Annotated in this window: 13 protein-coding genes; 4 read left to right on the forward strand and 9 right to left on the reverse strand. The window is 55.0% G+C overall.

The genetic code is table 11. The annotated features are described in order from the left end of the window. Window positions 1–186 precede the first annotated feature (186 nt). The 9 genes from DFO56_RS04325 to pspF all read right to left on the reverse strand — a co-directional run bounded on the left by DFO56_RS04325 (window position 187) and on the right by pspF (window position 10877). A complete protein-coding gene (locus DFO56_RS04325) occupies window positions 187–2121 on the reverse strand; it encodes an exoribonuclease II (protein WP_045508075.1) in 1935 nt (644 codons plus the stop codon). A gap of 137 nt (window positions 2122–2258) precedes the next feature. After that, window positions 2259–3416, reverse strand: coding sequence for a hypothetical protein (locus tag DFO56_RS04330; protein WP_045508078.1), 1158 nt, complete (start codon window positions 3414–3416; stop codon window positions 2259–2261). A 177-nt stretch (window positions 3417–3593) separates the two neighbouring features. Beyond that, the gene (gene fabI / locus DFO56_RS04335) at window positions 3594–4382 is read right to left on the reverse strand and encodes an enoyl-ACP reductase FabI (protein WP_016495887.1); all 789 of its coding nucleotides are present in this window, start codon (window positions 4380–4382) and stop codon (window positions 3594–3596) included. 121 nt (window positions 4383–4503) lie between these two features. Next, a complete protein-coding gene (gene sapF / locus DFO56_RS04340; protein ID WP_016495888.1) occupies window positions 4504–5310 on the reverse strand; it encodes a putrescine export ABC transporter ATP-binding protein SapF in 807 nt (268 codons plus the stop codon). 1 nt (window position 5311) lies between these two features. Continuing rightward, complete coding sequence (gene sapD / locus DFO56_RS04345; protein WP_016495889.1) at window positions 5312–6304, reverse strand: putrescine export ABC transporter ATP-binding protein SapD; 993 nt, start codon at window positions 6302–6304, stop codon at window positions 5312–5314. Further along, window positions 6304–7194 carry a putrescine export ABC transporter permease SapC gene (sapC, locus tag DFO56_RS04350; protein ID WP_016495890.1) on the reverse strand — a complete coding sequence of 297 codons (891 nt, stop codon included), beginning with the start codon at window positions 7192–7194 and terminating at the stop codon, window positions 6304–6306. The genes sapD and sapC overlap by 1 nt, the downstream gene beginning before the upstream one ends. Next, entirely contained in the window at window positions 7181–8146 is a 966-nt protein-coding gene (gene sapB, locus DFO56_RS04355; RefSeq protein ID WP_016495891.1) for a putrescine export ABC transporter permease SapB, read from the reverse strand. Before sapB ends, sapC begins: the two co-directional genes overlap by 14 nt. Further along, on the reverse strand, window positions 8143–9783 hold the full coding sequence (gene sapA, locus DFO56_RS04360) for an ABC transporter substrate-binding protein SapA (RefSeq protein ID WP_045508082.1): 1641 nt from the start codon (window positions 9781–9783) through the stop codon (window positions 8143–8145). The genes sapB and sapA overlap by 4 nt, the downstream gene beginning before the upstream one ends. Before the next feature lie 98 nt (window positions 9784–9881). Next, window positions 9882–10877 carry a phage shock protein operon transcriptional activator gene (pspF, locus tag DFO56_RS04365; RefSeq protein ID WP_161796279.1) on the reverse strand — a complete coding sequence of 332 codons (996 nt, stop codon included), beginning with the start codon at window positions 10875–10877 and terminating at the stop codon, window positions 9882–9884. Between the two features lie 152 nt (window positions 10878–11029). Between pspF and pspA the strand changes: the two genes are divergently transcribed. Genes pspA through pspD form a run of 4 tightly spaced genes read left to right on the forward strand, consistent with a single transcriptional unit; the run spans window position 11030 to window position 12581 of the window. Next, on the forward strand, window positions 11030–11698 hold the full coding sequence (gene pspA / locus DFO56_RS04370; RefSeq protein WP_016495894.1) for a phage shock protein PspA: 669 nt from the start codon (window positions 11030–11032) through the stop codon (window positions 11696–11698). A 53-nt stretch (window positions 11699–11751) separates the two neighbouring features. Next, a complete protein-coding gene (pspB, locus tag DFO56_RS04375; protein ID WP_045508088.1) occupies window positions 11752–11976 on the forward strand; it encodes an envelope stress response membrane protein PspB in 225 nt (74 codons plus the stop codon). Beyond that, window positions 11976–12335: an envelope stress response membrane protein PspC gene (pspC, locus tag DFO56_RS04380; RefSeq protein ID WP_045508091.1), complete on the forward strand. Its 360-nt coding sequence runs from the start codon at window positions 11976–11978 to the stop codon at window positions 12333–12335. The genes pspB and pspC overlap by 1 nt, the downstream gene beginning before the upstream one ends. A 9-nt stretch (window positions 12336–12344) precedes the next feature. After that, window positions 12345–12581 carry a phage shock protein PspD gene (pspD, locus tag DFO56_RS04385; RefSeq protein WP_016495897.1) on the forward strand — a complete coding sequence of 79 codons (237 nt, stop codon included), beginning with the start codon at window positions 12345–12347 and terminating at the stop codon, window positions 12579–12581. Window positions 12582–12599: the final 18 nt, after the last annotated feature.

The raw sequence follows: 12599 nt of genomic DNA on the forward strand, positions 1-12599 counted from the left end.
CCCGGCCTGGTAGCGAAAAAAGATCTGTCATAAATAGCATAAAGCCGCAGTAAACAAACAGTTGCCTGAGGTTTTATTGTGGTCGTTTTTGCAGGATTGTGTGAAGAATTCAGAAAAAAATGCGCGTGGCATCGCAACAGAAATTTGGCGCTTCCCAGGGCTGGAAAGCGCCATGATTAAAAAACGTTACAGCACCGGGCGGGCAATAACGCTGCGGGTTTCCATACGGACTTCCGCAATCGTGACATCAATAACGTCGGTCACTTTAAAGACGGTTTCACCTTTAATTTGCACGGTGCCATTTTCCTGGCTGCACACCAGTTCGTCGCGCACGGCATGAATAAACGGAGCCGGAATAAAGGCAACGGCACCATTATCCACCAGCCGTACGCGCATACCGCCGCGGCTGACATCAATAATTTCTGCCGCGAAACGGGTATCGGTACCGGCTTTGTTTTGCAGGAAACGGGCGTAGAGCCAGTCGCCGACATCGCGTTCCGCCATGCGGTTCAGGCGACGGCGCTCAGACATTTGCACCGTGGCATCGTCCTGTGGGCGCTTCGGCGTTTCGCCTTTGATAATCGCTTTCAGCAGGCGATGGTTGATCATGTCGCCGTACTTACGGATAGGCGAGGTCCAGGTCGCGTACGCTTCCAGGCCAAGACCAAAATGCGGGCCAGGCTCAACGCTGATTTCCGCGAAAGACTGGAAGCGGCGAATGCGGCTATCGAGGAAGCCTGAAGGCTGCGCATCCAGCTCGCGACGCAATTTGCAGAAACCTTCCAGCGTCAGCACTTCTTCGGCATCAACATGCATACCGTGCGTTTTCAGCATCGCGGCCAGTTGTTCGCTGTTCGCCGGGTCGAAACCAAGGTGCACGTTATAAATGCCAAAGCCGAGCTTGTCGCGCAGTACGCGTGCAGCGCAGATATTGGCGGCAATCATTGACTCTTCAACAATGCGGTTAGCAATGCGGCGTGGCTCGGCAACGATATCCAGCACTTCGCCTTTCTCGCCAAGCACAAAGCGGTAATCCGGACGGTCTTTAAATACCAGCGCGTGGTTCTGGCGCCATTGGGCGCGCAGCTGGCTGACGCGCTGCAGCAGACGGATCTGCGCCGCGATGGCATCGTTTGTTGGCTGCCAGTTACCGGCGTTTTCCAGCCAGTCGGAGACATCGTCATAAGCCAGTTTGGCTTTCGACTCAATGGTCGCCGCGAAAAATTCGATATTGTCTTTGATAGCGCCGTCTGCATCCAGCGTCATCCGGCAAACCAGCGCCGGGCGCACTTCGTTGGCGCGCAGAGAGCAAAGATCGTCAGACAGCTCGCGCGGCAGCATAGGGATATTGAAACCCGGCAGATAGTTGGTGAAAGCGCGGATCTTCGCAGCCTCATCGAGCTTGCTGCCTTCGGCAATCCAGGCCGTAGGATCGGCAATTGCCACGGTCAGTTGCAGTTCGCCTTCAGCGGTCTGCGCAACATACAGCGCATCGTCCATATCTTCGGTGCTGGCGCTGTCGATCGTGACAAAATCCAGCGCGGTTAAATCCACACGCTGCAAGCCGTCATCCAGCATTTCGGTCGCCACGCCATTTGGCGCTTCTTTTTCCAGATTGTGGCGCGCCAGGGTGACCCACCACGGCACAAAATGGTCTTCAGCGAAGGTGATAAACTGCGTCAGTTCAGCGTAGAAACCGCGATCGCCTTTCAGCGGATGGCGACGCATTTCAGCGACGGCCCAGTCGCCCTCTTTGAAATCATGCTCAACGCCACGGGCGGCGCGGCAGGGGATAGCATCTTTTAGCAACGGATGATCCGGCACGATAGAGAGACGATCGTCTTTCTTTTGCACTTTGCCAACAAAACGGGTCAAGAACGGCTCGACCAGCTCTTCAGGCTCCGCGCTTTCACGGTCTTTATCGCTGTGGATGACGGCAATAATCTTGTCGCCGTGCATCACTTTCTTCATCTGCGGTGGCGGAATGAAGTAGCTTTTTTGCGCGTCGACTTCCAGAAATCCAAAGCCTTTTTCAGTGCCTTTTACAACACCTTCCGCACGCGGAGTTTGGGAATGAAGTTGTTGTTTAAGCTGCGCTAGCAGCGGGTTGTCCTGGAGCATAATTATGTATTTTCGTGGCTAAAAGAGCGGCTGACAGTTTTACGCGATTCTTCCTGCTGCGGCAAGCGCTGTTTCAGCAAAATCATGCTGCGCAACCAGTGGCAAGAGCACTTACGCAGCGCTATACCCGCCTGCGGCTACACGCTTTGCCCGAGGGCGATATGCAGCCGGTTTAACCAGCCATTTAGCGCACAAGCGACAAGCAAGCTCATTGCTGCCTGGCGGCTGTAGCCATGTTCCTCAAGCTGTAAAAATTGCGCGGGGCTAAACCTGTCCGGCGCGCAGGTAAGCATCTGAACGGCTTGCACCAGAGCGCTCTCTTTATTTTTCCCTGCCAGCACACGATTGAGCTCGCGGCTGCCGGCGCGCAGCGCCTGCGCTAGTAACTCATTGTCACTGCCACGTTGCACTTGTTGGGTAAAGCAGCTCGTGCTGCCGTTGAGGCGCGCGGTGTAGGCCGCCACCAGCCAGCTCTGCTGTTTATTGGGGCTGATTTTAGCCACCTGTTCGCTCATTTCACCCAGCTCATTGAGCAGCAGATGTTCATGGGCCAACAAGGGGGCAAGCAGGCGTAGTTCCGGCAGCGGTTGCCAGCGCGCAAGTGACTCCATTTGCGGCGCATTTGCAGTACGTAAATCGACACTATCGATACCGGGCTGCCATTCAGTGGCGATATCGCTAAAAAGCGCGGCGTCCGCTTCTTGCTGGGTTTCCATACCGGGTATAAACCGCACCGGTTGGCCGAGTGATGCCTGCAGGGCGGCGACAACGCGCGCCTGGAAAGCAACAAAGCCGATAATCTGATTGATGATCACCAGGTCATACAGCGTTAATCCTACGTCTTCTAACTGTTGTCGCGCACGTGCGTCAATAACCGAGGGAGAGGCGGCAAGCTGCCGCGCATGTTGGGTAATTTGTGCCAGTCGGTAGTTGCTTTCCCGTGACGAGTCCGGGCCGGATAACGGTGCCAGCCGCGCGGCGTAGTGATTGCATAACCGTTGAACGCCGAAAACCTGCGCCGCCGTAAGGGCGGTGCTGAGGCGATCATAGGCGCTGAAAGTGCGTAAACGGCTGGTGTTTACACGCTGCGGAAATAGCAGGGCATAGATTTTTCGTGCGGACGAAACAATGCCTTCAAGGTCGGTTTTTTGTTTCTCCGGCAGGGCGAGGTCGAGCAGAAAAGGGTCGTTTACTGTGGCCGCTTCGGGAACTAACGGTAGCGCATGTGCCCGGCTGGCACTCGACTGGGTCTCATGATACCAGTGGCTTTTGCCTTCAATCCGGCGTTGTTCCATGGTCGTTCCTTGGTCTGAAAGTGGCGATCCGGATACGACGGCATATCATTGTCGCCGGATCTTTTTTGCTGCTTAATCCTGGCGTAATGAAGGAGAGGGATGAAAGATTGTTAGGTGATAATAAATATCAGAATGGCATATCGAAAAACGCCCCTTCAGAAGAAGGGGCGGTGGGGATTATTTAATTTCCAGCTCGTTCATGGCGGCGATATTGAAACCACCGTCAACATGAACCACTTCACCGGAGATACCGGCAGAGAGATCGGAGCACAGGAACGCGGCGGAGTTACCGACGTCCTCAATGGTCACAGTGCGGCGAATCGGGGTAACCGCTTCGCAATGTGCCAGCATTTTACGGAAATCTTTAATGCCGGAAGCAGCCAGTGTGCGGATCGGACCGGCGGAGATACCGTTGACACGCACGCCTTCCGGACCCATCGCGTTCGCCATATAGCGGACGTTTGCTTCCAGAGAGGCTTTTGCCAGACCCATTACGTTGTAGTTCGGGATCGCACGCTCCGCGCCCAGATAAGAGAGCGTCAGCAGCGCTGAACCCGGGTTCAGCATTTCACGGCAGGCTTTCGCCATCGCCACAAAGCTGTAGGAGCTGATGTCGTGGGCGATTTTAAAGCCTTCACGGGTTACCGCGTTCACGTAGTCGCCATCCAGCTGATCGCCCGGTGCGAAACCAATGGAGTGAACGAAACCGTCAAACTTCGGCCAGCTTTTCGCCAGGTCGGTGAACAGGGCGTCGATGCTTTCATCTTTAGCGACATCACATTCCAGAACGATGCTGGAACCCAACTGGGCGGCAAACTCTTCAACGCGGCCTTTCAGCTTGTCGTTCTGGTAGGTGAATGCCAGCTCAGCGCCTTCGCGGTGCATAGCCTGTGCGATGCCGTATGCGATGGACAGTTTGCTGGCGACGCCAGTAACCAGAATGCGCTTACCGGAAAGAAAACCCATAGCTCTAATCCTTATATTCATTGTTGTGGCGAGCGCCATCATGTGGGGCGATCGTCGTTAAAACGCGGCGATTCTATCATGAGTCGCCGGATGAGTTAATCCGACCACTGAAACTATTGAATCAGCGGTCTTTTCGCCAGGCATCGGCTGTTAACGCTTCGCCAAAATGCCCGGCAATTAAACGTTTTGTTAAATCGTGCAGCGGCGAGGCGAGCACATCGGCGGTGCTGCCGCGCTCAACGACTTCACCCTGATGCATAACCAAAACCTGATCGCTGATATGTTTCATCATGCCGATGTGCTGGGTGACATAAATATAAGAGATACCCTGTTTTTCCTGTAATTCCAGCATCAGATTAATTAACTGCGAACGCATCGACATATCCAGCGACGCCAGCGCTTCGTCAGCAATAATCACTTTCGGACGCAGGATTAACGCCCGCGCCAGCCCCAGGCGTTGTTTTTGCCCGGGCGCCAGCATATAGGGGTAATAACTGACATGATCCGGCAACAGGCCGACCATGCGCAGCGTCTCAAGAATGCGCTTCTGGCGGACTTCCGGCTCAAGATCCGTATTCAGGCGCAACGGGAAATCAAGGATTTGCGACAGTCGCTGGCGCGGGTTCAGCGAGGTGGTTGGGTCCTGGAAAATCATGCGAATGTGCTGGCTGCGAAACGTGTAATCGCCGTAATGCAACGGTTTATCGTCAATCACCAGTTCGCCGGAAGACGGTTCGACCATTCCGGCCAGCATTTTCGCCAGCGTCGATTTACCGGAGCCGTTCTCACCAATAATCGCCAGCGTCTGTTTTTCCCGCAGGGTAAAGCTCAGCGGTTTAACCGCTTCAACCGTCTGGCGGCGGAACCAGCCGGTGCGATAACGGAAGGTTTTGCTCAGATTGCGCACTTCAAGCAAGGTTTCGACCATCTCACTCACTCTCCATATTCAGCGGGAAATGGCAGGCGAAGAGATGATTTCTTGCACCGGCTAACCGCGGCGTTTCCACACATTTACGCTGGGCGTAAGGGCAGCGCGGCCCCAGGCGGCAGCCGATCGGCAACTGCTCCAGCAGCGGGATCGCGCCGGGCAGGGTATTCAGGCGGCTTTTGTGCGGCATCGCGCTGCCGAAATCCGGGATCGCGCGAATCAACGCCTGCGTATAAGGGTGATGAGGCGTTGCGATCAACTCTTCGCTTGGCGCGGTTTCAACGGTCTGGCCGCAATACATCACATTGATGCGATCCGCCCATTTACTCAGCATCTGCAAATCATGGCTGATCAGCATAATGGTGGTGTTGTTGTTCTGATTGAGCCTGTCGAGCAGGCGAAAGATTTGCGCCTGGGTGGTCGGTTCCATCGCGTTCGTCGGCTCATCGGCAATCAGCAATCGCGGTTGGTTAGCCAGCGCGATAGCAATCATCACTTTCTGGCATTCACCTTCGGTCAGCTCATAAGGAAAACTGCGCATCGCATCTTTATGATCTTTAATGCCAACACGGTGCAGCAGCTCAATGGCGCGGCGTTTCCGCCAGCCAAAACGTTGCCACAAGCTGCCTTTCCACGTCCAGCCGGGAATATTCTGCATCAGTTGTTTGCCAACGCGCTCGGAGGGATCGAGACAGGATTGCGGTTCCTGAAAAATCATCGATACGTTGTGGCCCAGCAGCTTGCGGCGCTCACGTGAGGAGAGGCGCAGCAGATCAACATCATCAAAGCGCATACGGTCTGCGGTGACGCGCCAGTTGTCTTTGGTAACGCCGCAAATCGCTTTAGCAATCAAGCTCTTACCGGAGCCGGACTCGCCAACCAGCCCGCGAATTTCACCTTCTGCCAGCGTCAGGCTGACGCGATCGACGGCTTTTACCCAGTCTTCACCGGTTTTCACTTCGATGGTGAGATTACGAATATCAAGAAGCGGCATTATTCCACCCCCGCTGTGATCGCGCGGCGGATACCGTCGCCAAGAATATTAACCAGCAACACGCTCACCATAATTGCCGCGCCCGGCAGCATTACTGTCCACGGTGCAACATAAATCAGCTCCAGCGCGTCACCGAGCATGGCACCCCATTCCGGAGAGGGCAGTTGCGCGCCGAGATCGAGAAAACCGAGTGCCGCAATATCGAGGATCGCCATCGACAGCGCGCGGGTAATTTCTGTCACCATGCCTGCGGTAATGTTCGGCAACACGGCAAACCAGAGAATATTCATGGTTGACGCACCATCAAGCCGCGCGGCAACCACATACTCTTTTTCCAGTTCGTCATGCACCAGGCTGTAAACGGAACGCACCATGCGCGGCAGCAGCGCCAGCCAGACGGCGAACATTGCGTGCGAGAGATGCGGGCCGGCGAACGCCACCACAATAATCGCCAGCAGCAGTGTCGGTAGCGACAGCAGCGTGTCGAGAATATGGTTCAGCACCGCCGAGCGCAGGCCGTGAGTGCAACCGGCGAAAACGCCAAGCGCCAGCCCGCAAAGCGTTGCCGCCAGCGTAACGACAAAGGCACCGCCCACCGTTGGTGCTGCGCCGCTCAACAACCGGCTTAATACATCGCGCCCTAAATCATCTGTGCCGAGAAAAAACGAAACATCGCCGTAGCGCGACCAGGAGGGCGGCAGCAACTGATAACCGAGAAATTGCTGGTCAATGCCGTAAGGGGCAAACCAGTGACCGAAAATACACAGCAGCACTAACGCGCCACAGCCATACAGACCGATCATCGCGGTGGTATCGCCGTAAAATTTGCGCCACGCGGTTCGCAGCGCGCCCGGCGGGCGTTTTTCGCTGTAGACGCTATCGTAAGGCATACCATTCCTTATGTTTCAACGGATTAGCCAGCGCGCCGAGAATATCGGACAGCACGTTCACAATAATAACCAGTGAGCCTACCACCATCACACCTGCGGAAATCGCCGCATAATCCTGCTGGCGAATCGCATTGATCAACCAGCGCCCCAGTCCAGGCCAGCTAAAGACCATTTCGGTTATCATCGCCAGCGTCAGCATGGTCGAAAATTGCAGGCCGAGGCGCGGGATCACCGGTGGCAGGGCGTTATGCAAAACATGGCGGCGCAGGATCGTCAGCCGCGAAAGGCCGCGCGTCGCCGCCGCTTTGATGTAGTTTTTATCGAACACGTCGATGGTGCTGATGCGCATCAGACGAATAACTTCAGTAGTCGGTGCCACCGCCAGCGTTAACACCGGCAACACAACATGCCGTAAGGCGCTGATAATCATCTCTTCGCGCCACGGCGAATCGGAGAGCCAGGCATCAATCAGCGAAAAACCGGTCACCGTTTTGACTTCGTATAACAGATCAAAACGACCTGACACCGGCAGCCAGCCTAAATTCAGCGAGAAAAACAGGGTTAAGAGCAGTGCCAGCCAGAACACCGGGATTGAAAAGCCCAGCAGCGCAAAGGCGCTGATCATTTTATCCTGCCACTTGCCGCGCATCACACCAGCCAGCATGCCGACCGGGATACCCACTAACAAGGCGGAGCCAAACGCCAGCAGGCACAGCTCCATAGTGGCCGGAAACACCTCTTTAAGCTGTTCTGAAATTAACTGGCCATTGATGCTGGAAACACCAAAATCCCAGTGCAGCAAACCGTTAAACCAGAACACCCAGGCATTCCACAGCGACGCGCCCTGAAGCGGAGCGTGGGGCGTAAAATAGCTCAGGCTAAAGCCGACAAAGGTCAGTAAAAAAAGCGTGACCAGCAGTAATAACAGGCGGCGCAGGGTAAAGATAATCATTGTGGCGATACCCCTTGTTTTTCCCGCGAAACACCGGCAAAGGAGGCGCTACCAAACGGGCTCAGCACCAGGCCTTTAATGTCATAGCGATACGCCTGCAAACGCAGGGAAGATGCCAGCGGCAACACCGGCAATTCGCGCGCCAGTATCTGCTGTGCCTCGTCATAATCATCAATGCGAGCCGCAAGTTGCTGTGAAGCCAGCGCTTTTTGTAACACCTCGTCGAACTCACGGTTGCACCAGTGCGCAAAATTGGTCTGTGAGTTGATTGCCGCGCAACTGAGCATCGGGCGGAAGAAACTGTCCGGATCGTTACTGTCCGTTGCCCAGCCGGCAAGGGTTAAATCGTGATTCATATCCATCAGCCGCGCTTCCTGGAAACGGCCTTCCACCGGAACAATCACCACTTTAACACCGACCTGTGCCATATCTGCCTGAATCAGCTCGGCGGTTTTCAACGGGCTTGGGTTCCACGCCTGTGAACTGGTCGGCACCCACAATTGCAGCGTCAAATTTTCCAGCCCCAGCGCTTTCAGACGTTCGCGAGCCTGCGCCGGATCGTACTCGGTGATCTTCGCTTCGTTGTCATAGGCCCAGGAGGCGCGCGGCAATATTGAAGCGGCGGTTTCAGCGGTTCCGTAATAGATCGACTGCATCAGACGCTGATTATTAATGGCCAGCGCCAGTGCATGGCGCACTTCCGGGTTATTCAGCGGCGGTTTGTTGGTGTTAAACGCCAGGTAGGCGATGTTCATGCCCGGGCGCAACGTGAGCCGCAAACGCGGGTCATCACGCAAAATCGTCAACTGGCTGGCGGCAGGCCATGCCAGCACATCGCACTCGCCGGTTAACAGCTTCGACAAGCGCCCGGTGCCGCCGGATCCGAGATCGACCACCACTTGTTGCATCAATGGGGTACCGCGCCAGAACTTTTCGTGACGTTGTAACCGAATATATTGCCCGGCACGATATTCATCCAGTTGATAAGGCCCGGTGCCGACCGGCTGTCGGTCAAGCAACTCCTGGCGATCGCTTTTCTCTAACTGGGCGGCGTATTCCGCCGACATCACCGAAGCATAGTGTGTCGCCAGATGCCATAAAAAGGAGGCATCCGGTTTTTTCAGGCGAAATTCAACCGTGCGGTTATCGAGCTTGCGCACACTGTCGACAGAATCGGCAAACTGCAAGCTGTCGAAATAGGGGAAGTTACCGCCGTTGACGTTATGCCAGGGATGATTGCGCGAGAAAATGCGCTGGAAGGTGAAGACCACATCATCGGCGTTCAGGGTGCGGTGCGGCGTAAACCAGGCTGTCTTCTGGAAAGCCACGCCGTCGCGCAGGCGAAAGCGGTAGGTCGCGCCGTTATCGAGCACTTCCCAGCTTTCCGCCAGCTCCGGAACCAGCCGGTAGGTATAAGGATCGACATCCAGCAGGCGATCATAAAGCTGTGCCGCCAGCGTATCGACTATCAGACCGCTGCTGACTTTTTGCGGGTTAAAGGTATCGACCTGGCCATTGACACAATAGACAAAGCCGCTGTCGCGAATATCCGCTTGCTCAGAAAGCGGTGTCGCCGCTTGCGCAAAACCCGTTGCCAGGCTTGCGGTCAATAGCAGGGAAGAGAAAACCAGACGCATGATTTTTTCAACGATTTTAAATTCATGTGCAAAGTGTATCGCACTTGCTATGGCTTCGTACAAATGTCTGCTTACGACTGCTGTTATTGTCGGCGATTTCAGCTGATTTGGTGCTTTTTCAGCAGGGCGCGCAGTTGGTGGTAAGTGAGCCCGAGTAACTCCGCCGCACGTTTCTGGTTAAATTTCGCCTGTTGCAGGCTGGTTTGCAGCAGCGCTTTTTCTTGATCGAACTGGAATTTGCGTAAATCCAGCGGCAACGCTGGTAACCCGGCTGCTTCCCGCCCGGTTTGTGGTTGGGGAGTGATATCACGGTTGAAAGGATCAAGGATGATGTCATCAAGCGGCGTATCGATGCTGCCGTGGCGGTAAACCGAGCGCTCGACCACGTTTTTAAGTTCGCGGATATTGCCCGGCCATGAATAGCCCATCAGCACGTCGCGCGCGTGATCGGTAAAGCCAGGGAAGAGCGGCAATTTCAGTTCCCGACACATCTGGATAGCGAAATGATCCGCCATCAGCATGATATCGCTCTGGCGCTGGCGCAGTGGCGGCAGGAGCACGACATCAAAGGCCAGCCGATCGAGCAAATCCGCGCGAAATGTGCCGTCCTGTACCATTTGCGGCAGATCGGCGTTAGTGGCGCAAACCAGCCGCACATTGACCTGTAGCGGCTGGCTTCCGCCGACGCGCTCCAGCTCGCCATATTCAATCACCCGCAGCAGTTTTTCCTGCACCAGCATTGGCGCGGTGGCCAGTTCATCAAGAAACAGCGTCCCACCATCGGCACGTTCAAACCGGCCCGGATGGCGTTTTTGCGCGCCAGTAAACGCGCCCGCTTCATGGCCAAAGAGTTCGGTATCAAGCAGGTTTTCATTCAGCGCCGCGCAATTGAGCGAAATGAACGGTCCTTGCCAGCGCGAAGAGAGAAAGTGCAAACGGTTTGCAATCAACTCCTTACCGGTACCGCGCTCACCGATGATCAGCACCGGCTTATCGATGGGCGCGAGGCGCGAAACCTGTTCCAGCACCTCAATAAAGCTGTTGGCCTCGCCGAGCAAGTTATCCTTTTGTTCCGACATGATGAAATTCGCCACTAGTTAGTGATATTAACTACTCTAGCCTAAGTTATCGTTGCGGTAAAACTATTCATCTGCTTTATATTCAATGAGATAAAAAGTTGGCACGGCGTTTGTAATAGTCCCGCAGCAGGGCTGAGCCCGATTACAGAAATCAAGAGGAACAGATTATGGGTATTTTTTCTCGTTTTGCCGACATCGTGAACGCCAACATCAATTCACTGCTGGAAAAAGCCGAAGATCCGCAAAAGCTGGTGCGCCTGATGATCCAGGAGATGGAAGATACGCTGGTGGAGGTTCGTTCAACTTCAGCGCGTGCGCTGGCGGAGAAAAAACAGCTGACGCGTCGCATTGAACAAGCGAGCGCGCAGCAGGCCGAGTGGCAGGAAAAAGCCGAACTGGCGCTGCGGAAAGATAAAGACGATCTGGCGCGTGCGGCGCTGATTGAAAAGCAAAAACTTACCGCGCTGATTGAAACGCTTGAGCAGGAAGTGACGCTGGTGGATGAAAGTCTGACGCGGATGAAAAAAGAGATCGGCGAGCTGGAAAATAAACTCAGCGAAACCCGTGCCCGCCAGCAGGCATTAACGTTACGTCACCAGGCGGCCAGCTCATCGCGCGATGTCCGCCGTCAGCTCGACAGCGGCAAGCTGGATGAAGCGATGGCGCGCTTTGAATCGTTCGAACGTCGTATCGACCAGATGGAAGCCGAAGCGGAAAGCCACGGTTTTGGAAAGCAGAAATCGCTGGATCAGCAATTTGCAGAACTGCGTGCCGATGACGAAATCAGCGAGCAACTGGCGCAGTTGAAAGCCAAAATGAAACAAGACAACGAATAATAATAACGGCGGCATCAGAAGATGCCGCTCCTCATCCGCTGTAAGGAGTACACATGAGCACGCTGTTTCTGGCTATACCCCTGACACTTTTCATCCTGTTTGTGTTGCCGGTCTGGTTATGGCTGCATTACAACAATCGCACTTCACGCGGCGAACTTAACCAGAGCGAGCAGCAGCGCTTACTCCAGCTTTCCGAAGAGGCCTCGAGGATGCGCGAACGTATTCAGGCGCTGGAAGATATTCTTGATGCTGAGCACCCGAACTGGAGAGACCGCTAATGGCAACCCTCGATCTAAATAAAAAGTTATGGCGCATCCCGCAGCGCGGAAAAATCGGTGGTGTCTGTGCAGGCATCGCGCAGTATCTGGATATTCGCGTCAAAGTCGTGCGTATTCTTGCCATTCTGGCGATGTTTTTCGGGCTGTTTTTCTTTGTTGTGGCGGCGTACATCGTGCTGTTTTTTGTGCTGGATCCGCTGCCGGACAATTATGCCGAGAGCGAAAACGTACCGGGCAGCAGCGAATTGCTGGACGCGGTAGACGCACAGCTCGCCGCCGGAGAAACCCGTTTGCGCCAGATGGAACGTTATGTCACCTCAGACACGTTCTCGCTGCGCAGCCGTTTCCGTCAGTTGTAGGAGAAAAATATGAATCAACGCTGGCAACAGGTTCACCGTAACGTAAAACCCGGTTTGCAGATTGTCGGAAAGCTGGCGTTGCTGACCGCGCTGCGCTTCGGCCCGGCAGGTGTTGCGGGCTGGGCGGTGAAATCCGTCGCCCGACGCCCGGTTAAGTTGCTGCTGGCGTTCGCGCTGGAGCCGTTGTTGAAGCGAGCTGCGAATAAATTTTCTCGCCGCTTCCTGTCCCAAAACGAGATAAAATAAGGGATTACGGCTAACGCT

The organism is Kosakonia sp. AG348, assembly GCF_003337365.1.
Taxonomy (GTDB): Bacteria; Pseudomonadota; Gammaproteobacteria; order Enterobacterales; family Enterobacteriaceae; genus Kosakonia.

Coding starts and splice junctions, on each gene's coding strand:
- pspB (WP_045508088.1), top strand. CDS start 11,752: ATGAGCACGCTGTTTCTGGCTATACCCCTGACACTTTTCATCCTGTTT.
- sapD (WP_016495889.1), bottom strand. CDS start 6,304: ATGCCGCTTCTTGATATTCGTAATCTCACCATCGAAGTGAAAACCGGT.
- DFO56_RS04325 (WP_045508075.1), bottom strand. CDS start 2,121: ATGCTCCAGGACAACCCGCTGCTAGCGCAGCTTAAACAACAACTTCAT.
- pspD (WP_016495897.1), top strand. CDS start 12,345: ATGAATCAACGCTGGCAACAGGTTCACCGTAACGTAAAACCCGGTTTG.
- sapF (WP_016495888.1), bottom strand. CDS start 5,310: ATGGTCGAAACCTTGCTTGAAGTGCGCAATCTGAGCAAAACCTTCCGT.
- pspA (WP_016495894.1), top strand. CDS start 11,030: ATGGGTATTTTTTCTCGTTTTGCCGACATCGTGAACGCCAACATCAAT.
- sapA (WP_045508082.1), bottom strand. CDS start 9,783: ATGCGTCTGGTTTTCTCTTCCCTGCTATTGACCGCAAGCCTGGCAACG.
- sapB (WP_016495891.1), bottom strand. CDS start 8,146: ATGATTATCTTTACCCTGCGCCGCCTGTTATTACTGCTGGTCACGCTT.
- pspC (WP_045508091.1), top strand. CDS start 11,976: ATGGCAACCCTCGATCTAAATAAAAAGTTATGGCGCATCCCGCAGCGC.
- sapC (WP_016495890.1), bottom strand. CDS start 7,194: ATGCCTTACGATAGCGTCTACAGCGAAAAACGCCCGCCGGGCGCGCTG.
- fabI (WP_016495887.1), bottom strand. CDS start 4,382: ATGGGTTTTCTTTCCGGTAAGCGCATTCTGGTTACTGGCGTCGCCAGC.
- DFO56_RS04330 (WP_045508078.1), bottom strand. CDS start 3,416: ATGGAACAACGCCGGATTGAAGGCAAAAGCCACTGGTATCATGAGACC.